This window comes from Candidatus Symbiobacter mobilis CR (assembly GCF_000477435.1).
Taxonomy (GTDB): Bacteria; Pseudomonadota; Gammaproteobacteria; order Burkholderiales; family Burkholderiaceae_C; genus Rhodoferax; species Rhodoferax mobilis.
The window spans coordinates 835535-856706 of record NC_022576.1; the positions used below are offsets into that span (position 1 = coordinate 835535).

Below are 21172 nucleotides of genomic sequence, written 5' to 3' on the forward strand. Positions count from 1 at the left end.
TGCAATCCGCCGCTCCCTGTGATTTATCGATCCGTAGCCTGGGCAATCAGCGCCAGGAATTCCCTGCGCAGGTTGGCGTCTTGGAGGAAGCTGCCGCGCATGACGGAGTTGACCATCTTGCTGTTTTCGTCTTTGATCCCCCGCCAGCTCATGCAGTAGTGCGTGGCTTGCATGACCAACGCCAGGCCATCGGGCCGGGTGCTTTGCATGATTTGGTCTGCCAACTGCACCACGGCTTCTTCCTGAATCTGGGGACGGGACATGACCCACTGCGCCAGCCGTGCGTACTTCGATAGTCCAATGACATTGGTGTACTCATTGGGCAGGATGCCGATCCACAACTGCCCCATGATCGGGCACAGATGGTGGCTGCACGCGCTGCGCACCGTAATCGGCCCGACGAGGATCATCTCGTTGAGACGTTCGACGTTCGGAAACTCCGTGACCACCGGCGCAGGCACGTACCGCCCCTGAAAGACTTCCTGGACATACATCCTGGCCACTCGACGCGCGGTGGCATCGGTGTTGTGGTCGTGGTCGATATCGATGACCAGACTGCGAAGGACGTCCTGGAACTTGCCCTCCACTTCATCGACCAGTTCTTCGATCTCGCCTGGTTCGATGAAAGCCGCGATGTTGTCGTTGGCGTGGAAGCGTTGTTGGGCAGCCTGCAAGCGTTGACGAATGCGTTGGGATACAGGAAACGTGGGGTGGGGCGTGGTGGGGAGCGTGGGATCGACGGGAGGCATGGTGTTCCAGCAAAAAAGGCGTGGGATGGTATCAGCCCGGTTTGGGGCATCCACCGCATCCGACATAGGCCCAATAGGCTTATCGCCTATTCGTTATCCTGCACGCGGGCTTTGTCGCGATCTTCGTTGCGAACGACTTGCGTCTTGCTCACAACCACAGACTCGCCTTTGAGAAAGCGCAAGGCTTGCGCAAGCTGGAAATCCTCCGGCGTTCCGAATTCCGGGGGCTTGCGTTCCGGCACAGGCTGTTTGCGCTCTTCTTCCCATTTCTTGCGGGCAATCTCGCGTTCTTTTTCGCGCTCTGCATCAAGTCGGGCTTCTTCCGGGCCACCGGACAGATGCCGATCCAGATCGGCTTCACGCATCCGCAACGCAGCCAACGGATTGCCTTCGGCAGTTTCGTCGACAAGAAAATCGGGAACGATGCCCTTGGCTTGGATGGAGCGACCGTTGGGCGTGTAGTACCGGCTTGTCGTGAGCTTGACCCCTGCCGTAGGACAGTTGTCGATGCGGTAGGAAGGATCCAGACAGACCGCCGTCTGCACCGACCCTTTGCCAAAAGTCTGGCTGCCCAGCAACTTGGCGCGTCGGTGATCTTGCAGCGCCCCAGCGACGATCTCGCTGGCGGACGCCGAGCCTTCGTTGACCAGCACGACCAGCGGAACTGTCTTGAACGTATTGCGCACTGCTGGAAGCAGGGCTTTGAGCGGATCGCGGCCAGAACGGCGGTGGTAGTACGACGGGTGCGCCTTGTAGACCGATTGCAGCGACTGCGTTTGCCCATTGGACGATACGACGACGGCATTCGTTGGCAAAAATGCCGACGAGACGGCGACAGCAGCATCAAGGAAACCGCCGGGATCGTTGCGCAAATCGAGGACCAATCCCTTGAGCCGAGGCTCGGCTTTGTACAGCTCCTCCAGCTTGTGGGCAAAGTCCGCGACGGTGCGTTCCTGAAACTGGCTGATGCGAATCCAGCCTAATCCCGGCTGGACGATGCTCCCCTTGACGCTCTGGGTCTTGATGACTTCCCGGACGATGGTTACCGGAAAAGTACGGTTCTCGTCCTTGCGGAAGATGCTCAACACCACCTTGGTGTTGGGCTCCCCGCGCATGCGTTTGACGCCCTCGCTCAACGTCAGCCCGCGAACGACGGTGTCGTCGATTTTGACGACGAGGTCGTTGGGCTTGATTCCTGCCCGAAAGGCGGGCGAACCCTCGATCGGAGAAATAACCTTGATGAGGCCATCTTCCATCGAAATTTCAATGCCGACGCCAACGAACCGGCCCGAGGTGCCTTCGTTGAAGTCCTTGAGCGCCTTCTTGTCCAGGTAGGTGGAATGGGGGTCGAGGCCAGAGACCATCCCAGCAATCGCATCACTGATCAGCTTTTTGTCGTCGACGGGATCGACATAGTTCGACTTGATCATGCTGAAGACCGCAGCCAGTTGCTGCAATTCTTCGAGGGGTAGCGTGCTCGTGCTGTATGCATAGCTTTGCAGCGCGGTGCCAGTGAAGACACCGGCCACTGCTCCAGCGCATACCCAGCCTACGGTATGGAATTTTTGGGTCATAACTTTCCGGCGATGCGGCGTTCCAGCAATGGGGTTGTCTCGAACCCCTCAGCCAAGGGTGGCTGCGGGGACAGGGGAGAAAGCAGGAATCAGCGCTTGCCTTGGGCAGCGACGGCAGCAGCAGCCTTCGCAATGGCGTCCTGATCGCCCAGGTAGTAATGGCGTTGCGGCTGCATCGCTTCGTCGAACTCGTATACCAGCGGCACGCCATTGGGAATGTTGAGGTTGACGATGTCTTCATCCGAAATGCCGTCAAGGTACTTGACGAGCGCACGGATCGAATTGCCATGCGCTGCGATGACGACGCGCTTACCGCTGGCAATGGTGGGCGCGAGAACATCGTTCCAGCACGGCAGCACCCTCGCGACAGTGTCTTTGAGGCATTCCGTCAACGGGAACTGGTCTTTAGGAATATCCGCATACCTGCGGTCGTTGCGTTCGCAACGGGGGTCCGTCGGTTCCAGCGCGGGGGGGGGCGTGTCGTAGCTACGCCGCCATACCAGCACTTGTGCGTCGCCATAACGCTGCGCCGTATCGCTCTTGTTCAAACCTTGCAAACCACCGTAGTGCCGTTCGTTGAGCCGCCAGTCATTGACGACGGGCAGCCACACGCAATCCATCTCCTCCATCACATGCCACAAGGTGTGGATGGCGCGCTTGAGCACGCTGGTGTAGGCAATGTCGAAGTCGAATCCCTCCGCCTTGAGTAACTTGCCCGCAGACTGGGCTTGTTCCACCCCCGTGGGGGTCAGATCGATGTCCGTCCACCCCGTGAAGCGGTTTTCGAGATTCCAAGTGGATTCGCCGTGACGAATGAGAACAAGTTTATGCATGGTAATAAGGTACGGGAATGTTGGTAAGGGAACGAGTGGACAAGCGAATGAAAGAACAGGGAAATTTCGCTGCTTCCCATGGTTGGCCCAGGTCAGCCTGAGGGGCTTCCCAAGTCGGCGTAAAAAACCCTTTCACGCATTCTAGAATGCAGCTTGCAGGCGCACATTTTGGGCTTTTGTGTAGCCTGGTACCTATTTTTTTGAGGATTTCTGGTGGATTTCGTTATTGACAACTGGATTTGGATTGCCATGGTTACGGTGTCGGGGGGCATGTTGCTGTACCCGGCCTTGCTTGATGCAGGTCAAGGCGTGGTCGATCCAGATGCTGCCGTGATGCTGATCAACCGCGAGAAGGCCGTGGTGGTGGATGTGTGCCAACCAACGGAATTCGCTGCGGGCCACATCCAAGGCTCCAAAAACATTCCTCTCGACGATTTCGACAAGAAACTCCCCACTACGGTCAAAAACAAGTCGCTGCCGTTGATATTGGTGTGCCAGTCCGGTATCCGCAGTCGCCGCGCCGTTGCCATGGCCCAGCATCTGGGGTATGAGCGCGCAATGTCTTTGCGCGGTGGGGTTGTGGCATGGCGCAACGCCAACCTTCCCATTGACCGAGCCTGAGTCCCTTGCAGGTTTTTCCCTGTATTCGCCAGTCTCGCCTCAGGTCTCCATCGGAGTCTGTACGGGATTGGAAGCTGTAGGGAAGCTGTAGGGAAGATCTAGTCCACACCGACTTGGCAAACAACGCTTTGCAACCGGCGATATCCCACGGGGCCTGAGATGTCGCCGCCCAATCAGTGGCTCCAGCGTTCCCGTCACGGAAACGTTCCCTCCCTCAAAACTGGAAGACCAATATGGCAGATTCTCAAGACCCCGTGTTTCAAATTCAACGCATCTACATGAAGGAGGCCTCGTTGGAGCAGCCCAACTCCCCGGCCATCCTGCTGGAAAAGCAAGCCCCTGCGGTCGATTTGCATTTGAATGTCCATACCGCCACGGTGGCCGATGCTGTTTTTGAAATCACCGTCACGGCCACGGTACATGCCAAGATTCAAGACAAAACGTTGTTCCTGGCTGAAGTCGCCCAGGCTGGCATTTTTGAAGTTCGCAACGTTCCTGTAGAGCAAGTAGGCCCGATCACTGGAATCGCCTGCCCCCAAATCGTCTACCCCTACCTACGCGCTACTGTGGCTGACCTGATCCAACGCGGTGGCTTTCCGCCGGTGCATTTGTCCGAGATCAATTTCCAGGCGTTGTATGCCCAGCAACAAGCGCAACAGCAGGCGCAGGCACGCAATCCCGAAGGCGCCCCTGCTTCTACGGCAGCGTCTTCGGAATCCCAACCCACTGCAACGGCCTGACCTCAGGTCGATGCGCAGATGCCGTTCCACGGTATTCATGCAAGTGTGTAGCCATGCAAGAAGGCTTGTCCGCGCCCGATGCCTCGGGCGTTTGCCGTCGTAGGGCGCCATGAAGGCGTTGGTACTCGGCGCCGGCGCCTGGGGGACTGCACTGGCTTTGGCTGCGCAGCGCAATGGCACTGCGGTGACGCTATGCACGCGGGATGCTTTCCATTTGCGTAGCTTGCGCGACGCACGGGAGAACCGCAAATATCTGCCGGGTTTTGCGCTGCCTGACGGGCTTGCCTTGGCCTTAGCGCGAGATGCACTCGCCACCTTGCCGGAGGCAGGCTGTGACCTGATTGTCTTGGCCACGCCGGTTGCAGGCTTGCGCGCCAGCCTGTTGCCTTTGCGGAATGTGTCCATTCCCCTGATATGGTTATGCAAAGGGTTGGAATCGACCCGCATGGGCAGTGGAATGGGCAGTGGAACAGGTTCCGCGCAAACGGTTTCCGGGAACATTGCCGATGGCAACGCTCTGCTGGAAGGCCTGTTGCCGCATGAAGTGTTGGCCCAAGTCGCCCCCAACGTGCAGGCCGGTGTGCTAAGTGGCCCCAGCTTTGCCCAAGAAGTGGCCGCCGCCTGCCCTACGGCGTTGGTAGCTGCCAGCATCCACGCGCCGGTATTGCATGCGGCAGTTGCTGCGTTGCATAGCCACGCCCTGCGTATCTATACCAACGATGACCTCATCGGCGTCGAAGTGGCTGGAGCAGTCAAAAATATCTTGGCCATCGCCGCCGGGTTGTGCGATGGTTTGGGGTTGGGGCTGAATGCCCGCGCTGCCCTCATCACCCGTGGGCTGGCGGAGATGGCCCGCTTTGGCGTGGCCCTCGGCGCCCGTGCGGACACCTTCATGGGGCTGAGCGGGATGGGAGATTTGATCCTGACTTCGACCGGGGACTTGTCGCGCAACCGGCAAGTGGGGCTGCTGCTCGCCACAGGCAAAAATTTGGCGGAAGTTCTCGCCATCATCGGCAAGCCTACGGAAGGCGTGTTCTGCGCACGTGCTGTGGTGGAACGCGCCAGGCATATCCATGTGGATATGCCGATTGCACAAACCGTGCTGGCTGTATTGGAAGGGGCGATTGCTCCCCAGCAGGCGCCTGCCGTGCTCATGGAGCGCGACCCTGTGCAAGAGTCTCCTTCATGGTGGCAGCCCGGTGAGTTGACCACCCGGGCCACCTTCGCACCGTGCCATCGTGCCACCATGACAGCGTGACAGCCTGACACCATGAGCAATGCCACTCTGCCACCCGCTTGGCGCCCCATAGCGCAGTCAAAAACCTTTCCCGCAGCAAGCCCGTGTTGCTGCCTCAGCGTGTTCGACCTCAGCATGACGCAAGAATAGGACGGATCGATATGGACGAGTACTTCGATTTTTCGGAAGAGTCCGTGGCCAAGCTGGCGCAAGCCGACGTGGAACGTTCGCTGGCGGAAGACGTCGGCGTGGGTGACCTCAGCGCCTGCCTGATCGAACCCGAACAGCGAGCGCACGCCACCATCCGTGCCCGCGAAGCCGCTGTCATTTGCGGAACCCCCTGGACCCAGGCGGCATTCCGACACTTCGACCCATCAATGCAAATCGTCTGGCACGTCAAGGAAGGCCAGGCTTGCGTTGCGGATCAGGTCGTCCTCGAACTCGACGGCCTTGCCCGCGCCATGCTCAGCGCGGAACGCACTGCGCTCAATTTTTTGCAATTGCTCAGTGCCGTGGCAACCAAAACCCGCGACTACGTTCGTGCGGTGGCCGAAGTACAAAACTCGCGTACCCAAGTCGTCGATACCCGAAAAACCCTGCCCGGGCTGCGTCTGGCGCAAAAGTACGCAGTGCGCGTCGGTGGGGGCATCAACCATCGCTTGGGGTTGTATGACGCGATTCTGATCAAGGAAAACCACATCACTGCCGCTGGAGGGGTGATGCAAGCCCTACAAAAGGCGCGCTCTGTCGGCCACAAAGCCCGCTTCGTCCAAATCGAAGTCGAAAACATCGAACAGCTCAAGGAAGCCTTGGACGCCGGCGCAGACATGATCCTCCTCGACAACATGGGCCTGGCCCAGATGGCCGCTGCCGTGGCGATCAATGCTGGACGCGCATCGCTCGAAGTGTCAGGCGGCGTAACCCTTTCGGGGATTCAGGCCATCGCAGCCATCGGAGTCGACCGCATCTCCATCGGCAGCCTGACCAAAAACGTCAGGGCCATCGATTTCTCGATGCGCTTCGTCCCGGTTTCCCCCGCATGACCATGAGTACAGCCAACCCTATCGACAACCCTGCACGCAGCCCGGCCACGCCAGCGTCCACAGCGCCCTTCACAGCGCCCTTTCGCGAGTTCTCGTTCGATTTGCCCCAGCCTTTGCCGGGTGGGGAATTGCGGTGTACAGCATGTTCCACCAGGGTGCGGATTCCCGAGCCTACGCCCGACGGGGCGGCCCGCGCCCAATTGCGCGCTCGTGCCCGGGAATTGTTGGCCTCGCGCTCTGCGGTGCTGATGGCGCACTACTACGTGGACGCCGACGTGCAAGATCTGGCCATCGAAACCCAAGGGTTCGTGGGGGATTCCCTCGAATTGGCGCGTTATGGGCAAGAGCACCCTGCACGCAACCTGGTGGTATGCGGCGTGCGATTCATGGGGGAAACAGCCAAGATCCTGTCGCCGGACAAAGAAGTCTGGATGCCAGATCCCCATGCAGACTGCTCGCTGGACATGGGCTGCCCGCCAGAGACGTTTTCGCGCTTTTGTGATGCCCATCCGAATCGCACCGTGGTGGTCTACGCCAATACCAGTGCCGCAGTCAAAGCCCGTGCGGACTGGGTCGTCACATCGAGCTGTGCAGTACACGTCGTGCGCCATCTGGCCGACCAAGGCCACAAGATTTTGTGGGCGCCGGACTGTCACCTGGGTTCGTATGTCCAGCGCCAGACGGGAGCGGACATGCTCGTCTGGGGCGGGTCCTGCATCGTCCACCGGGAATTCGACGCCGCCTCGGTGCGATCCTTGCTGCAACGCCGCGAGGGAGCGCGCCTGCTGGCCCACCCCGAATCCCCCGCCGACGTGCTGGAGCAGGCAGACATGGTCGGATCGACCACGGCAATCTTGCGTGCCCCGGCAACCTTGGATGCAGCGTTGTATGTCGTGGCTACCGATGGAGGGCTGCTACACCGATTGCGCCAAGCCTATCCCGGCAAGGAGTTCGTCGGTGCGCCGACCCTTGGCGTGCATGGCGGGCGCTGCCCGTGGATGTCCGCCAACGGGTTGGCGAGCCTGGTTCGTGTTCTGGAATCACGGGCTTCTGCCATCGAAGTCGATCCCGGTCTGGCCGAACGCGCTCGCATTCCCATCGAACGTATGTTGGCCTTCACGAGGCCCGCCCCATGAACCGCTGGGGCGTTCCCGCCAGAATGCGTGCCAGACCCGCCCCAACAGGGCAACGGCGCAAAGGCATCTACCTGCTGCCCAATTTGTTGACGTTGGCTGCGCTGTTCGGCGGGTTTTACGCCGTGGTCATGGCGATCAACGGGCGTTTCGAGCTGTCCGCAGCGGGGATTTTTTGCGCGATGGTGTTCGATAGCCTCGATGGGCGCGTTGCCCGGTTGACCCATACCCAAAGCGCCTTTGGCGAGCAAATGGACTCGCTCTCTGACATGGTCTCTTTCGGTGCCGCCCCGGCGCTGATTGCCTATGTGTGGGCGCTCCAGGGCATTGGCCGTTGGGGGTGGATTGCCGCCTTTGTCTACTGTGCCTGCGCTGCATTGCGCCTGGCTCGATTCAACGTCAATACCAGTGTGGTCGATACCCGGTACTTTCAGGGGCTGCCTTCCCCTGCCGCCGCTGCGCTTGTTGTGGGTTTTGTATGGGTGATGACAGACTTGGAAGTGTCCGGCAGCCGGGTTGCGTGGCTCATGTTCTTCGTCTGCCTGTATGCAGGGTTGACGATGGTGACCAACGTCCCCTTTTACAGCTTCAAGGATTTGCAGCTCAAGCGTAGCGTGCCCTTCATTGCGCTGGTCGTCATGACGATCGCCATCGCCGTTGTCAATCTGGCTCCTGCCGTCGTGCTGTTTGGCATGTTTGTCGTGTATGGGCTTAGTGGTTATGCCTTGCATGTGTACCGGAGGATGCGCGACCTGCCGACGAGCATCATCAGCGTATCGACCGAGGAACCCGAAGAACGCGGATTGCACCGTTGAGCCTATGCGCGAATAGGCTTTTTGCTGTGCATGTGGTACATTGAATTCATGTCACACGCTTTTCGACTATGTCCGCCCCAATTCCTCGGGCCGATAGGGAATGCTGGAATGCCGGAATGTATTGTTTCCCGCATTTCCCCATTGTGGTATTGGGAACGCCGATTCGCCAAAACCTAAGCAAAGCATAGGCTTTTTGTAGTTTCCGTTCCGTTCCCCTCCAGGCCCGTATGCACCGATAGTGCTACGGGCTTTTTTCATTCTTTCCCTTTCGTGCCACACCTTTTTTAAGGAGACTTTCATGGATAACACGACCGCCGATTCTTCCGTAGCCCCAGCCTCTGAAGCCTTTGTGGCCTCCACAGATACCTTGGTGATTTTTGATACGACCTTGCGTGACGGAGAACAATCCCCCGGCGCATCGATGACGCGCGAAGAAAAACTGCGCATTGCCCGCCAGCTCGAACGCTTGAAAGTCGATGTCATCGAAGCCGGCTTTGCCGCGAGTTCCCGTGGGGATTTCGAAGCGATTCGTTCGATAGCGTCCACGATCAAGGATTCGACAGTCTGTTCGCTCGCACGCGCCAATGAACGCGACATCCGCGCTGCTGCAGAAGCCCTGGAACCCGCAGCCCATGGACGTATCCACACCTTCATCGCAACCTCCCCATTGCACATGGAGAAGAAACTGCGGATGACCCCCGAACAGGTGCTCGACCAGACGAAGATTGCCGTGCGCTTGGCCCGGCAACTCGTCAACGACGTCGAATTCAGCGCCGAAGACGCCTACCGCAGCGAAGAAGATTTCCTCTGCAGGGTCATCGAACTGGCGATTGCCGAAGGGGCCACGACGATCAACATCCCCGATACCGTCGGCTACGCCATTCCAGAGCTGTATGGCAACTTTCTGCGCCGCTTGCGCGAACGGGTTCCGAATGCAGACCGGGCCATTTGGTCCGTGCATTGCCACAACGACTTGGGCATGGCTGTAGCCAATTCTCTTGCCGGGGTCAAGATCGGCGGTGCCCGGCAGGTGGAATGCACGATCAACGGGTTGGGTGAACGCGCAGGCAATTGCAGCCTGGAAGAGGTAGTGATGGCCGTGCGTACCCGCGCCGACTACTTTGGCATCCGCACGCGCATCGATACCACGCAAATCCTCGCCACCAGCCGTCTGGTCAGCCAGACCACGGGGTTCGTCGTCCAGCCCAACAAGGCCATCGTTGGCGCCAATGCCTTTGCGCACGCATCGGGGATCCACCAGGACGGCATCATGAAAGCGCGCGACACCTACGAGATCATGCGCGCCGAAGACGTGGGCTGGTCTGCCAACAAAATCGTTCTCGGCAAACTCAGTGGGCGCAACGCTTTCAAACAGCGCTTGCACGAATTGGGCGTACAGCTCGACAGCGAGTTGGACATCAACGCAGCCTTCGCCAAATTCAAGGATTTGGCCGACCGCAAAAGCGAAATTTTTGACGAAGACATCCTCGCGCTGGTGACGGAGGAAAACGCAGCCAAGCATCCCGAGCACTTTGCCCTCGTCGCGCTGTCACAGCACAGCGAAATGGGAGAAACGCCCGAAGCCACCGTGGTGTTGGCCATGGCCGGAAAGGAAGTGACTGCGACCGCGCAGGGCAATGGCCCCGTCGATGCCAGCCTCAAGGCCATCGAAGTCCACGCCCAAAGCGGGGCGGAGATGGTGCTCTACAGCGTCAATGCCATCAGCGGATCGACAGAAAGCCAGGGGGAAGTGACTGTGCGACTGCAACGCAGCGGGCGCATCGTCAACGGCGTGGGCGCCGACCCCGACATCGTCGTGGCATCGGCCAAGGCCTATTTGTGCGCGCTCAACAAACTCGTGGGGCAGGCGGAACACATCGGCGCGCAAGTGTGAAGGGCGCAGAGCGAGCTTGAAGCATTGCGCGAGAAATTGCAGCTAAGTAGCTGTTTTTATTGGGATAAAGTTACCGCTACAATCTGGGAACACTCTGTATGGGATACGGCAATGACCAACACTTTCGCGCGATCGTGGAGCCGCTGCTTCCGGGTTTGGTTGCTCATCCTGGGGCTGGTTTGTGGCACGCAGGGTTTTGCCCTGGCTGCAAACCCCTCTGCGCGCCCTGCTCACAAGTCCGCCAGCAAGTCTGCCGTGCCTGCCCCGGGCACTGCCAAGGCAAAGAAGGCTAAGGCGCAACCCCAAGCCAAAGCTACGGCAGGAACCAAGGCTAAAGCCAAAGCCCAGGCATTGGCCCAAACCAAGGCACGCAATCTTGCAGGCAAAAAACTGGCTGGGAAAAAACTGGCCGGTACTCCACAGACGAGTACTCCACAGACACGCAAACAAATAGGCCCAAAGACGGCAAAAAAAACCCTCGCCCAAGCCCAGAACAAGCCCAACCATGCTGTTCGCGTTGCGGTGGCGGCGTCCAAAAAACCCCTCGTGGCCAAGCGGGCACGGGTGCCGCAGGCAGCCGCCGTGTTGCGGCCTGCGGTACAGACGTCGGTGCATACATCAGTGCGTCGTCCCGCTGCTGCCCGCGCTCCCATGGTTGCCGCAGCCGCCCGCAAGGGAATGGCCCAGCCCAAGCCAGCCACCCTGACGACACCCCAGGTTCCCGCGCTGGCGGCGCCTGCACTGCCGGTGGCCCCCGCAGCCGCCCCCCCTCCAGACACAGCGCACTTGGTGACCGTGACCGATGCCGTCGTGGACTCGATGGTGCCCGAGCTGAAGTCCTCGGTCGCTCTGGTCGTTGACCAGCACACGAATGAAGTCCTGCTGCGCAAAAACGATGCAGCGGTATTGCCCATTGCATCGCTGACCAAGCTGATGACTGCACTGGTGCTGCTTGATGCCCACTTGCCCATGCAAGAACGAATCACCATTACCGAAGAAGATAACGATACGGTAAAAGGTACGTCTTCCCGGCTCGTGGTGGGCGCGGAACTCACCCGGGGCGAGCTGCTGCACCTGGCGTTGATGTCCAGCGAGAACCGTGCGGCCCACGCGCTGGCGCGTACTACCCCCGGTGGTGTCCCCGCTTTCGTAGTCAAGATGAACGAAAAAGCGCAGCGACTGGGCATGCGTGACACCAGCTTCGTCGAACCTACGGGTCTCTCCAGCCGGAACCAATCCAGCGCGCATGACCTGGTCAAGCTCGTCGATAACGCGCACCAGCAGCCGCTACTGCGGCAGCTCACCACGTCCCCCCGCCACTATGTGGAAGTGGGGAACCGCGTGCTGGAGTACCACAACACGAATCGCCTGGTCAAAAACCCTTCCTGGAACATCGGACTCCAAAAGACCGGGTACATCGCCGAAGCAGGCCAATGCCTGGTCATGCAAGTGAGAGTCGCCGGGCGGGCATTGATCATGGTGTTCCTGGATTCCGCAGGCAAACTGTCGCGGATCGGCGATGCGGCGCGGGTACGCCATTGGCTGGAAAACACCGGCACGGCCAGCCATCCGTCTGCCCAGGCCCAAGCCCGTCTGGGTTGAGCTACCTGGGTTGCGCGCAACCCAGCCATCGCGACTGCCGTCGCCCCTGCAGTTCTACCAAGGCTTGCGCTGCGGCGCTGGGGGAATGTGTAGCCCTTCGCGGTACTTCGCGACCGTGCGGCGTGCGCAGGCAATGCCCCGTTCCTGCAATTGATCGGCAATTTGGCCGTCACTCAACGGTGCGGCGGGGTTTTCTTCGGCAATCCATTGCTTGATGAGCGCACGCACGGCCGTGCTCGAAGCGCTACTCCCCGATTGGGTTCCCAGCCCGGAGCCGAAAAAGTGCTTCAGCTCGAAGGTGCCCTGGGGGGTGGCGATGTATTTGGCATTGGTCACCCGGCTGATCGTCGACTCGTGCAGGCCCAGTTCATCGGCAATATCGCGCAAGATCAGCGGGCGCATGGCCAGCTCCCCGTGCAACAAGAACCCTTTCTGGTGTTCGACGATGGCCCGGCTAACGCGCAAGATCGTCTCGAAACGCTGCTGCACGTTCTTGACGAACCAGCGTGCTTCTTGCAGGCATTTTTCCAGGCCGCGCACGCCGCCATCGTCCCGAACCCCCGTCCTGTGGCTGCGCAATGCCTGGGCATACAAGGAATGGATGCGCAATTGCGGCACGACTTCCGGGTTGAGCTGCACTTCAAAACGGATCGACCCCGCAACCGTTCCCTCCGCCATTTTGCGAACGACGATCACATCGGGAATGATCGCTGCTCGGCGCACATCGGCAAAACGCCGCCCCGGCTGGGGTTCCAGCTTGGCGATAAGTGCCAAGGCTGCGCGCACGGCATCTTCCCCGGCCTGGCTTGTGGCAACAAGACGCTTGAGATCCTTGCGCGCCAGCCATTCCAGTGGTTGTGTACACAACCGCAACGCCACGTTGACGACCGATCGATCCGGCTCATCGGGTTCTTCCCACAAAGCCTCCAACTGCCAGCGCAAGCATTCCGCCAAGTTGCGCGCCCCAACGCCGATGGGATCAAGGTGGCGCAACAAGTTCCATGCGACCGTGAAATGGTGGCGCAGTGCCTCTGCCACATCGGCATCCCCCTGGCTTAGGGATTGCGCAAGCACGTCGGGATCGTCTTCCAGGTAGCCGTTGTCGTCGAGCGAATCGATCAAAAAACCCAGCGCTGCACGGTCTGCATCCCCGATGCGCAACCGCAGCACTTGCTCGTGCAGATGATCCCGCAAGGTGGGCAGGCTGGCGGCCCATTCCCCGGCTTCGGTGTCGCCGTCGCCAGAATGCACCGCAGCCCCCCAATCCCCGTCTTCGACCGCGACGGAAGCGCCCTCTCCCCAGTCCAGTTCTTCGGAAGTGCCGGAAAGCGCGTTGTCTTCGTCCCGGCGAATGTCTGGTGTATCGCTGGGGGGTGCGTCGGGCAGAGCCTCGGTTCCCTGTACATCTTGGCTGGAACCCGAGCGGGACCCTGCTTCGCCCTCGGAGGCAGGCTCTGCTTCGTCCGAGGCAGCCTGTTCCAGGAAAGGGTTGCTTTCGAGCATCTGCCCGACCTCTTGCTCCAGCTCCGCAGTCGAAAGCTGTAACAAGCGGATCGACTGCTGCAACTGGGGCGTGAGCGCAAGATGCTGCGACACCCGCAGGGAAAGCCCTTGCTGCATTTACATCTTGAAGTGTTCACCCAGGTACACGCGGCGCACCTCGACATCGTCGACGATCTGGGTCGGGGTTCCTTGCGCCAGTACGCAGCCTTCGCTGATGATGTAGGCGTGGTCACAAATCCCCAGCGTTTCTCGCACGTTGTGATCGGTGATGAGCACGCCAATTCCCCGGCTTTTGAGGAGTTGGATGATACGTTGTATCTCGATGACGGCGATCGGATCGACCCCCGCGAAGGGTTCGTCAAGCAGGATGAACCGGGGCTGGGTGGCCAGCGCACGGGCAATTTCCACGCGCCGCCGTTCCCCGCCAGACAGTGCCATCGCCGGGGTATCGACGAGGTGTTCGATGCGCAAATCATGCAGCAACGCGCCCAGTCGCTGTGCAATCGTCGCATCATCGAACGGCTGCCCCTTTGCATCGTGCTGCAATTCGAGCACCGCACGGATGTTGTCCCCCACGTCGAGCCGACGAAAGATCGATGCCTCCTGGGGCAAATAACTCAACCCCAGCCGCGCGCGGCGGTGGATGGGCAAGCGTTCGATCGACACCCCATCAATACGGATGGACCCGGCGCTGGCTCGCACCAGCCCGACGATCATGTAAAACGACGTCGTCTTCCCCGCCCCATTGGGGCCTAACAGGCCCACGACTTCGCCCTCGCAGACCGTCAAGGACACATCACGCACCGCCTTGCGGCTGCCGTAGGACTTTTGCAGATGCTCTGCCTGCAAGCGTCCCCGGCAAGGCTGGGAATCACGTTGCGTAGCATCATGGGCGCCTGCCCTGTCCATCTCGCTAGCTGTGTGTTCCATAGCTAGTGGCTACAGGCCCGGCGCGTCGATGCCGGTGCTACTGCGCAGCAGGATGGGGGCTTGGGTGGGCGTGGCGGGCGCCGAAGCACGGGGGGAGATCATGGCGCGCACCCGGGTTCCGTGGCCCGATCCGACGGCAGATGCAGGGCCAGCGGCGGGCTGCCCAACCAGTTCGAAGCGATCTGCCTCCCCGTCGTAGACGATCATCTGTGCTTCAAAGGCATCGCTCAACACGGCGCCACGGTACTTGCGCAGGCGTGCTCGCTGCCGTAGCGTCACCGTTGTCGTTACGGCGTCGTAGGTGATGGTTTGCGCTTCGCCTTCGACGAATTCGTCGCCCCCTTCGCGGTGCTGCCGGAACGAAGCCACCTTGCCATCGAGACCATGCATCGTGCCATGCACCTGACCTTGGGCGTCCTCGTGAAACTCCATGCGGTCGGCACGCAGCACGATCAGACCTTGGGTCATGACGACGGAACCGGAGAAAACGCTGCGCCGCTGCCGTTCGTCGTAGCGCAGGCTTTGGGCTTCAATGTGGAGCGGTTGTGTCTGGCGGGGGAGCGTTGCATCGCGACGATCGTCGCTGCCACGAGCTGCTACAGGCGCCGGTTCTGCCTGCTGGGGCGGCGCAGCCAGCGCAGGCAACCCGGCCATCGGCGCCAACCCGGCCAGCAGGAACGCATACCCCCCTAAGCGGCAAAGCTTGCGGATGCGCTGGAGCGTAGTTTGCGACATTCGCGACGTTGAGAGCATTAACGTGAAATACCTCAAAAATCATAGCGCCACTCTTGGGAGCGCGGGCATCTTGCCCGCATTTGGCGGGTGGGACACCCGCGCTCCCAGGCGTATTTCATCATTTGGGGTGGCAAAACTGGCATGAAAGTTAGTCAGGCTGATGGGCAGGCTGACGGCGGGTCTGTGCAATCAAAAAGTCCGCAACGCGCAGCATACGCACGTTGGATCGAGCCAATTGCCCATCGGTATAGAAGCGCCCGGCAACGCCGAGGGAAGGCACCCCTTCGACGCGGTACGCCATTTGCAACTGGTACGCCTGGCTGGCCCGCGTGGCAACGTCAAAGGAATGGAAGTGCTTCGCAAACACTTGCGCATCGACGCCCTGCGCAGCAACCCAGCTCTCGATGGCCGTGCCCCGCGCCAGCGCCAGCCTTTCCCGGTGGATGGCGGCAAACACCTTCTCATGCAGTGAATCCAGCAGCCCCAGGGATTCCAGCGCGTAATACAGCCGTTGCTGTGGCACGAAATCGTCCCGGAAGGCAACGGGGACGCGGACGAAGCGCACATCGGATGGCAAGGTACGCGCCCATTGCGATACCGTCGGATCCAGCGCAAAGCAATGCGTGCATCCGTACGAGAAAAATTCCACCACCTCGATGGTGGGAGCGGCTATCCCCACCGGCGCCGGAGGGTCGATGCGGACGTAATGCACGCCCTCGATAGGCTCTGGTTCTACCGCACGAACGGCAGGAGAGAGCAGCGATGCCGCCAATGCAGCGGAACCTGCGATGAATTGTCTGCGTGCAGTCATGATTGCCTCACTATCCCGCAATATCGGCGCTGTGCCGGTGTCATGGCCCAGTATCTCTGCCACCTTGGGCGCCCCGGTGGCCCTAATGCTGTACCCGAACCAATGCAGTGTCCATCCCACGGGCTTCGAGATCGGACTTCACCCGTTCTGCCTGTTCGCGATCATCGTACGGCCCCATACGAACTCGGTACACCGTTTTGCCACCCTGATCCCGATGGGACACCTGGGTTTCGAGGCCATCTAGCGACAACTTGGCCCGCTGGTTTTCTGCTTCGTCTTCGGTGCGGTACGCCCCCAATTGCACGAAATAGGTGAACAGCGTCGCGGGTTTCGATGCACTGGCCTGCGTGGGCTGCGCTGGAGTGTCCACCTTGGTGACTGGGGCGACTGGGGCGACTTTGGCAACTTGGGCGTTTTGGGGTTCCCGGGCAGCGTGGATGTGGGCAAAGTCCCCCAGTGGATCTGCTGCAGTAGGTTCGACTGCCCCACGCTGGGCCTTGGCGGGGGAGGGAACCACCGTTGCCACCACAGCAGCAACATCACCCTGGCTCTCTGAAGCTGCCACCGCACCTGCCGCCGAGCGCTGGGGTTTCTTGCCATGCAAGGGAGCGTTGGGATCCCAGTTGCGGTTTTTCTCGGCCTCGACGACATCGGGTTCGGCACTGGGAGCCGAGACCTTGTTGACGAAAGAAATGGGTGCCTTGGTGACGTACACCGCCACGGCAAGCGCCACCCCCAGGCCCACGACAAGCCCGAATACGAACCCGAGCAAGGTTCCGCCGCTGTGCCTTGGGGAATACCGATGCATATCCAGCATATCCATAGTCCTGTCGAAAATCGTGTTACCCGCTATGCCAGTACCGCTTACATCCGGCTAGGGGCGCCCACCCCCAGCACCGCCAGCCCATTGCGCAGCACCTGCGCCGTGGCCGCGACGAGCGCCAGGCGAGCATGGCGCACCGTATCGTCGTCGATGAGGATGCGCTCGGCGTCGTAGTAGCTGTGGTACGTGGCTGCCAAGTCACGTAGGTAGAACACGACGTCATGCGGCGCGAAGTGTTCCGCCGCGCCGCGCAGCATGTCCGGGTAGCCAGCCAGGCATTGCAGCAGCGTCAATGCTGGTGGGGTGTCGAGGGCCGCCAGATCGGCAGTAGCCAAGACATTGACGTCACCACCCCACCCTGCCAGCACGGAACTGATCCGCGCATGGGCGTACTGGACGTAGTACACAGGGTTGTCGTTGTTTTGCGCAATCGCCAAATCCACGTCGAACACATACGGCGTATCCGGTTTGCGGCTGAGCAGGAAGAACCGCACGGCGTCCGCGCTCGTCCATTCGACGAGATCGCGCAAGGTGACGTAACTGCCCGCACGCTTGCTGATCTTGACTTCCTGCCCTCCACGGATGACCTTGACCATCGTGTGCAGCACATAGTCTGGAAAGCCTTGGGGGATGCCGACTCCAGCAGCTTGCAGCCCTGCACGCACCCGGGCGATGGTGCCGAAGTGGTCGGTACCCTGGATGTTGATGACCTTCTGGAACCCCCGGTTCCACTTGTTGATGTGGTACGCCACGTCCGGGACGAAGTAGGTATAGCTCCCATCCCGCTTGCGCATGACGCGATCTTTGTCGTCGCCGTACTGCGTCGTCTGGAGCCACAGCGCCCCATCCTGTTCGTAGGTGGCCCCGGCACGCTGCAATCGTTCGACGGTCTGGGCGACCTGGCCCGTGCTGTAGAGGCTGCTTTCCAGAAAGTAATGATCGAAGCGCACGCCAAAGGCTTGCAAATCCAGGTCTTGCTCGCGCCGCAGGTACGCCACGGCAAAACGGCGCATATCTCCGAGGTTGTCGACATCGCCCGAAGCCGTGCATTCCACATCGCCAGACGTGACTGTTTTGCGGTCGAGAAAGTCCCTCGCAATATCGGCGATGTACTCGCCACGGTAGAGGTCTTTGGTTGCGAGGGGGTCGCTATGGTGATCCGTATCAAGGGGCCAGCGCTCATCGCCAGGGCGTACACCCTGGGCGCGAAGCTGGGTGCTCCGGGCCAAGGCTTCGATCTGCGCGCCGGCATCGTTGTAGTAGAACTCGCGATGCACCTGCCACCCTTGCGTGGCGTACAGATTGCAGAGCGCATCCCCCAACGCAGCCTGCCGCGCATGGCCCACATGCAGCGGCCCGGTGGGGTTGGCGGATACGAACTCGACCATCAGCCGCTGTCCGCAAGGGGGGCGTGCGCCAAAAGCAGCGCCCTGTTTGAGGATGGCGCGCACCACCTGTTGCTTGGCAGCGGGATGCAGACGCAGATTCAGGAACCCGGCCCCGGCAATCTCGACCGACGCCACCCATCGCTGGAATGCGGGGTCTGCCAACAAGGCAGCGCGCAGGGTTTCGGCAATGGCGCGGGGGGCGCGGCGCAACGGTTTGGCAAGCTGCATCGCAGCCGTCGTGGCGTAATCCCCATGTTCTGCAATCTTGGGAGATTCCAGGTAGGTGGCCTCCCCCGCGCCGGGGGAGAGGGTATCCAAGGCCCGTCGCAGGGCTGCAAGCAGTTCTTCCTTGACCGTATTCATCGAAAAACTAACACCGGTTGGAAACCCCGCCCTACAAGGCGGTAAGCCGTGACCCCGGCCTGCAGGCCGGGTTGTCGTGGAGGATGTTGGGGTGAGGTGGAAAAGGGGGTGTCTGCCTGTGGGGCGGATTGCCACCAATCATCGATAGCCATGGGTGGCAAGCCGCTGCAGTAAAGCCGAAGGAATATAGCCGATGGATTACCCCAGCCCGTGGTGCGGTGATGCGGAAAACAAGCCATAGCCACCCGCAAAAACCGCACGCCCTTGCGCAAAACATCGTGCAAAAAATCGTGCATCGGCAAGCCTGCCGCTTCTTTCAAGGCCCCAAAGTGTGCCTACTTTGACGCTCACTTGACGCTCACCCTGCGCACCCCGCTCCATTTGCAGCAGCAGGCATCGCTTGGTGGTATCGCTCCCCCCTGCCCGCGCTGCGGGTGCAGGATGCAATGGCAAGGGGGTAGCGCTAAGGTAGGGATGTTTCCCCACACAGCACGGTATCGGTTCAATCAACCGTCAACACGACCTTTACCGTTGCATCCACTGCGGATTTTTCGATATAGCCCAAAGCATTGGGGTTGGTAGTCACCATCTTTTTGACGGCTTCGGAATTGGCTACCACCTTGGGCGGAACGGCCTGGCCGGAAAACACCAGACGTGACCATGCTGCCCTAACCTGTGCGGTCGATTTACCTGTCACTTTGGTATAAAACAGTTCTCGCGTTGGACTGGATTCAGGTTGATCCAGCAATAACCCTGAGCGAACGCCTGGCAAATGATCTGACTTGCCAAGGAATAGTCCAGCAACCTGTTCAGTATTGACGGCTGTGACGGCACTATTGGCGCCCACCACGACAGCCACCTGACCCATGGACACGGCCGAGCACCCGACCATGACGACGGTAAACATCGCTTTTATCAGTGTTTTCATCGCTGTGCCTTTCAGAATACGAAGGAGAGAGACAATGTGTACAGATGGAATTTGCCGTCACGGGGTTGCCCTTGAGGGCTAAGACGCGGATACGGAAGAGGAGAAGAATCCACGTTGTCATCCAAGCTGATTTCAGCCCACTCTATGAATATAGCGGTGTTCTTCGCAATATCGTATCTGGTCCCTAGTGCAAACGTATGTCGTCCATTATTCTTGGAGAATATGGCAGGGCTGTTATAAGCCAACATGGCACCCTTGATTGGGGGTATCGTAATCTTCATGATGTCACTCAGATCAATTTTGCTGGCATTCGATGTTGTCTTGTTGTCGCTATAAGTGATGTATGGTGTCCATTTTTCGATGCTTTTTGATAAACCAAGCAAATAAGACTCATCAACCGGATTCAATATCTCATTTTGATGTACTTTTATGTACTCTCCCCATGCTGTGTAATCGTCAAAGCTATAGCGAAATCCGATATTACTGATACCCAAACCGGTATCCTCAATGCCATTACGGATTGCATTGACAGCATTGATGCAGCTTGTGCAACCTTGTGTAACTGCCGTCTGCGCAGCCGCAAGAAAAGGCGGAAACATTGCGGCACCTGAACCGCTCATAATCATATTGGTCTGTGTATTGGATACCCTGACCATGAAATTGTCTTTTTCGTACCTCAAAGAAAACCCAGTCAAACGAGACGCTTCGAATATGATATTACCTGGCCCTTCCAGCTCGGCTTTTCCGCCATAGAAACTGGCGGTAAGCGTACCCCCTGCGTCGAGATTGCGTCGGTACGTCACATCCAGTCCGTCATGGGTTGACAATGGATAAACGGTATAAATATTCGGATCCGGCCTAGCATAGATATTTGCATAACCCACAAAGCGGTACTCAGAATCCATAAATGCGGGAGTCAACACCCGGCCAACACGAACCCGCCAATTATTGTCGATTTTGTATTTGATAAATGCCCATTCAAAGTCTGCTTCAAAATCTCCCTGTTCCCGATTTCTGCCAATCACTTGTACAGTGCCAGACAAATCATTGTGAGGAGCAATATCGAGTTGCACACCAATTAAGGAATCATTTTGCAGAGACCAGGAATTTCCACGGGCCAAGCTAGCGGGTTGAGGGGTTGCCTTGTAGCCGTTGTCAGCGGAGTCTGTACGTGTTGCGGCCACGGTACCGAACCCCTTGAACTCCAATATCTCCAATCCCTCTGAAGCAATAGCATTCGAGCCAGACACCAAGACCGACGTTGCAAGCAATGTATGAAGAATCGATTTTTTTGGCATTTGCGTTCACCTGTTTCTTATAAAGATTGAAAATTGAAACACAAACAATCCTTTCACTGAAGTGTTTCTGCCTATCCGAAAGCGGGTACTAATTGATTGGCCACATATTGATCATTGCGCTCCTTTATAAATCCATGGTGACAATGGTTACA

At 59.3% G+C, this 21172-nt stretch carries 19 protein-coding genes; 8 read left to right on the forward strand and 11 right to left on the reverse strand.

The features are described from left to right. Positions 1 to 23 precede the first annotated feature (23 nt). From folE to gpmA, 3 genes are all read right to left on the reverse strand, one after another. Positions 24 to 749: a GTP cyclohydrolase I gene (gene folE / locus CENROD_RS03460; RefSeq protein WP_022771708.1), complete on the reverse strand. Its 726-nt coding sequence runs from the start codon at positions 747 to 749 to the stop codon at positions 24 to 26. A gap of 86 nt (positions 750 to 835) precedes the next feature. Then, complete coding sequence (locus CENROD_RS03465) at positions 836 to 2323, reverse strand: S41 family peptidase (RefSeq protein ID WP_022771709.1); 1488 nt, start codon at positions 2321 to 2323, stop codon at positions 836 to 838. 89 nt (positions 2324 to 2412) lie between these two features. Further along, positions 2413 to 3156, reverse strand: coding sequence for a 2,3-diphosphoglycerate-dependent phosphoglycerate mutase (gene gpmA / locus CENROD_RS03470; protein WP_022771710.1), 744 nt, complete (start codon positions 3154 to 3156; stop codon positions 2413 to 2415). A gap of 213 nt (positions 3157 to 3369) precedes the next feature. Here gpmA and CENROD_RS03475 point away from each other — a divergent pair, with 213 nt between their 5' ends. The 8 genes from CENROD_RS03475 to pbpG all read left to right on the forward strand — a co-directional run bounded on the left by CENROD_RS03475 (position 3370) and on the right by pbpG (position 12241). Further along, entirely contained in the window at positions 3370 to 3777 is a 408-nt protein-coding gene (locus CENROD_RS03475; RefSeq protein WP_022771711.1) for a rhodanese-like domain-containing protein, read from the forward strand. A 233-nt stretch (positions 3778 to 4010) separates the two neighbouring features. Next, positions 4011 to 4517 (forward strand): protein-export chaperone SecB, encoded by a 507-nt coding sequence (gene secB, locus CENROD_RS03480; protein ID WP_022771712.1) that lies wholly within the window; start codon positions 4011 to 4013, stop codon positions 4515 to 4517. 109 nt (positions 4518 to 4626) lie between these two features. Beyond that, positions 4627 to 5775, forward strand: a complete 1149-nt coding sequence (locus CENROD_RS03485) for an NAD(P)H-dependent glycerol-3-phosphate dehydrogenase (protein ID WP_022771713.1) — start codon at positions 4627 to 4629, stop codon at positions 5773 to 5775. 140 nt (positions 5776 to 5915) lie between these two features. Then, the gene (gene nadC, locus CENROD_RS03490) at positions 5916 to 6797 is read left to right on the forward strand and encodes a carboxylating nicotinate-nucleotide diphosphorylase (RefSeq protein ID WP_022771714.1); all 882 of its coding nucleotides are present in this window, start codon (positions 5916 to 5918) and stop codon (positions 6795 to 6797) included. A gap of 2 nt (positions 6798 to 6799) precedes the next feature. Beyond that, positions 6800 to 7933 carry a quinolinate synthase NadA gene (nadA, locus tag CENROD_RS03495; protein WP_081699805.1) on the forward strand — a complete coding sequence of 378 codons (1134 nt, stop codon included), beginning with the start codon at positions 6800 to 6802 and terminating at the stop codon, positions 7931 to 7933. Continuing rightward, entirely contained in the window at positions 7930 to 8745 is an 816-nt protein-coding gene (gene pssA, locus CENROD_RS03500; protein ID WP_022771716.1) for a CDP-diacylglycerol--serine O-phosphatidyltransferase, read from the forward strand. The genes nadA and pssA overlap by 4 nt, the downstream gene beginning before the upstream one ends. Before the next feature lie 298 nt (positions 8746 to 9043). After that, positions 9044 to 10639, forward strand: a complete 1596-nt coding sequence (locus CENROD_RS03505) for a 2-isopropylmalate synthase (protein ID WP_022771718.1) — start codon at positions 9044 to 9046, stop codon at positions 10637 to 10639. Between the two features lie 522 nt (positions 10640 to 11161). Next, the gene (gene pbpG / locus CENROD_RS03510; protein WP_420795896.1) at positions 11162 to 12241 is read left to right on the forward strand and encodes a D-alanyl-D-alanine endopeptidase; all 1080 of its coding nucleotides are present in this window, start codon (positions 11162 to 11164) and stop codon (positions 12239 to 12241) included. A 54-nt stretch (positions 12242 to 12295) separates the two neighbouring features. Here the strand turns inward: pbpG and rpoN are convergent, their stop codons facing one another. The 8 genes from rpoN to CENROD_RS03555 form a co-directional block, all read right to left on the reverse strand. Further along, on the reverse strand, positions 12296 to 13861 hold the full coding sequence (gene rpoN, locus CENROD_RS03515; RefSeq protein WP_022771720.1) for an RNA polymerase factor sigma-54: 1566 nt from the start codon (positions 13859 to 13861) through the stop codon (positions 12296 to 12298). Next, a complete protein-coding gene (lptB, locus tag CENROD_RS03520; RefSeq protein ID WP_041193979.1) occupies positions 13862 to 14653 on the reverse strand; it encodes an LPS export ABC transporter ATP-binding protein in 792 nt (263 codons plus the stop codon). Between the two features lie 30 nt (positions 14654 to 14683). Next, positions 14684 to 15409 carry a lipopolysaccharide transport periplasmic protein LptA gene (gene lptA, locus CENROD_RS03525; RefSeq protein ID WP_051360294.1) on the reverse strand — a complete coding sequence of 242 codons (726 nt, stop codon included), beginning with the start codon at positions 15407 to 15409 and terminating at the stop codon, positions 14684 to 14686. Between the two features lie 148 nt (positions 15410 to 15557). Then, positions 15558 to 16220, reverse strand: a complete 663-nt coding sequence (locus CENROD_RS03530; RefSeq protein WP_022771723.1) for a thiol:disulfide interchange protein DsbA/DsbL — start codon at positions 16218 to 16220, stop codon at positions 15558 to 15560. 82 nt (positions 16221 to 16302) lie between these two features. Then, positions 16303 to 17037, reverse strand: a complete 735-nt coding sequence (locus CENROD_RS03535; RefSeq protein WP_238551818.1) for an SPOR domain-containing protein — start codon at positions 17035 to 17037, stop codon at positions 16303 to 16305. 47 nt (positions 17038 to 17084) lie between these two features. Beyond that, entirely contained in the window at positions 17085 to 18794 is a 1710-nt protein-coding gene (gene argS / locus CENROD_RS03540; protein ID WP_022771725.1) for an arginine--tRNA ligase, read from the reverse strand. A gap of 502 nt (positions 18795 to 19296) precedes the next feature. Then, complete coding sequence (locus CENROD_RS03550; RefSeq protein WP_022771727.1) at positions 19297 to 19722, reverse strand: type 2 periplasmic-binding domain-containing protein; 426 nt, start codon at positions 19720 to 19722, stop codon at positions 19297 to 19299. A gap of 11 nt (positions 19723 to 19733) precedes the next feature. After that, entirely contained in the window at positions 19734 to 21020 is a 1287-nt protein-coding gene (locus tag CENROD_RS03555) for a hypothetical protein (RefSeq protein WP_022771728.1), read from the reverse strand. Between the last annotated feature and the right edge of the window lie 152 nt (positions 21021 to 21172).

What these genes read in the sequence shown, in the direction of transcription:
- folE (WP_022771708.1), bottom strand. Translation starts at nt 749, where the DNA reads ATGCCTCCCGTCGATCCCACGCTCCCCACCACGCCCCACCCCACGTTT.
- CENROD_RS03465 (WP_022771709.1), bottom strand. Translation starts at nt 2,323, where the DNA reads ATGACCCAAAAATTCCATACCGTAGGCTGGGTATGCGCTGGAGCAGTG.
- gpmA (WP_022771710.1), bottom strand. Translation starts at nt 3,156, where the DNA reads ATGCATAAACTTGTTCTCATTCGTCACGGCGAATCCACTTGGAATCTC.
- secB (WP_022771712.1), top strand. Translation starts at nt 4,011, where the DNA reads ATGGCAGATTCTCAAGACCCCGTGTTTCAAATTCAACGCATCTACATG.
- CENROD_RS03485 (WP_022771713.1), top strand. Translation starts at nt 4,627, where the DNA reads ATGAAGGCGTTGGTACTCGGCGCCGGCGCCTGGGGGACTGCACTGGCT.
- nadC (WP_022771714.1), top strand. Translation starts at nt 5,916, where the DNA reads ATGGACGAGTACTTCGATTTTTCGGAAGAGTCCGTGGCCAAGCTGGCG.
- nadA (WP_081699805.1), top strand. Translation starts at nt 6,800, where the DNA reads ATGAGTACAGCCAACCCTATCGACAACCCTGCACGCAGCCCGGCCACG.
- pssA (WP_022771716.1), top strand. Translation starts at nt 7,930, where the DNA reads ATGAACCGCTGGGGCGTTCCCGCCAGAATGCGTGCCAGACCCGCCCCA.
- CENROD_RS03505 (WP_022771718.1), top strand. Translation starts at nt 9,044, where the DNA reads ATGGATAACACGACCGCCGATTCTTCCGTAGCCCCAGCCTCTGAAGCC.
- rpoN (WP_022771720.1), bottom strand. Translation starts at nt 13,861, where the DNA reads ATGCAGCAAGGGCTTTCCCTGCGGGTGTCGCAGCATCTTGCGCTCACG.
- lptB (WP_041193979.1), bottom strand. Translation starts at nt 14,653, where the DNA reads ATGGACAGGGCAGGCGCCCATGATGCTACGCAACGTGATTCCCAGCCT.
- lptA (WP_051360294.1), bottom strand. Translation starts at nt 15,409, where the DNA reads ATGTCGCAAACTACGCTCCAGCGCATCCGCAAGCTTTGCCGCTTAGGG.
- CENROD_RS03530 (WP_022771723.1), bottom strand. Translation starts at nt 16,220, where the DNA reads ATGACTGCACGCAGACAATTCATCGCAGGTTCCGCTGCATTGGCGGCA.
- CENROD_RS03535 (WP_238551818.1), bottom strand. Translation starts at nt 17,037, where the DNA reads ATGCTGGATATGCATCGGTATTCCCCAAGGCACAGCGGCGGAACCTTG.
- argS (WP_022771725.1), bottom strand. Translation starts at nt 18,794, where the DNA reads ATGAATACGGTCAAGGAAGAACTGCTTGCAGCCCTGCGACGGGCCTTG.
- CENROD_RS03550 (WP_022771727.1), bottom strand. Translation starts at nt 19,722, where the DNA reads ATGAAAACACTGATAAAAGCGATGTTTACCGTCGTCATGGTCGGGTGC.
- CENROD_RS03555 (WP_022771728.1), bottom strand. Translation starts at nt 21,020, where the DNA reads ATGCCAAAAAAATCGATTCTTCATACATTGCTTGCAACGTCGGTCTTG.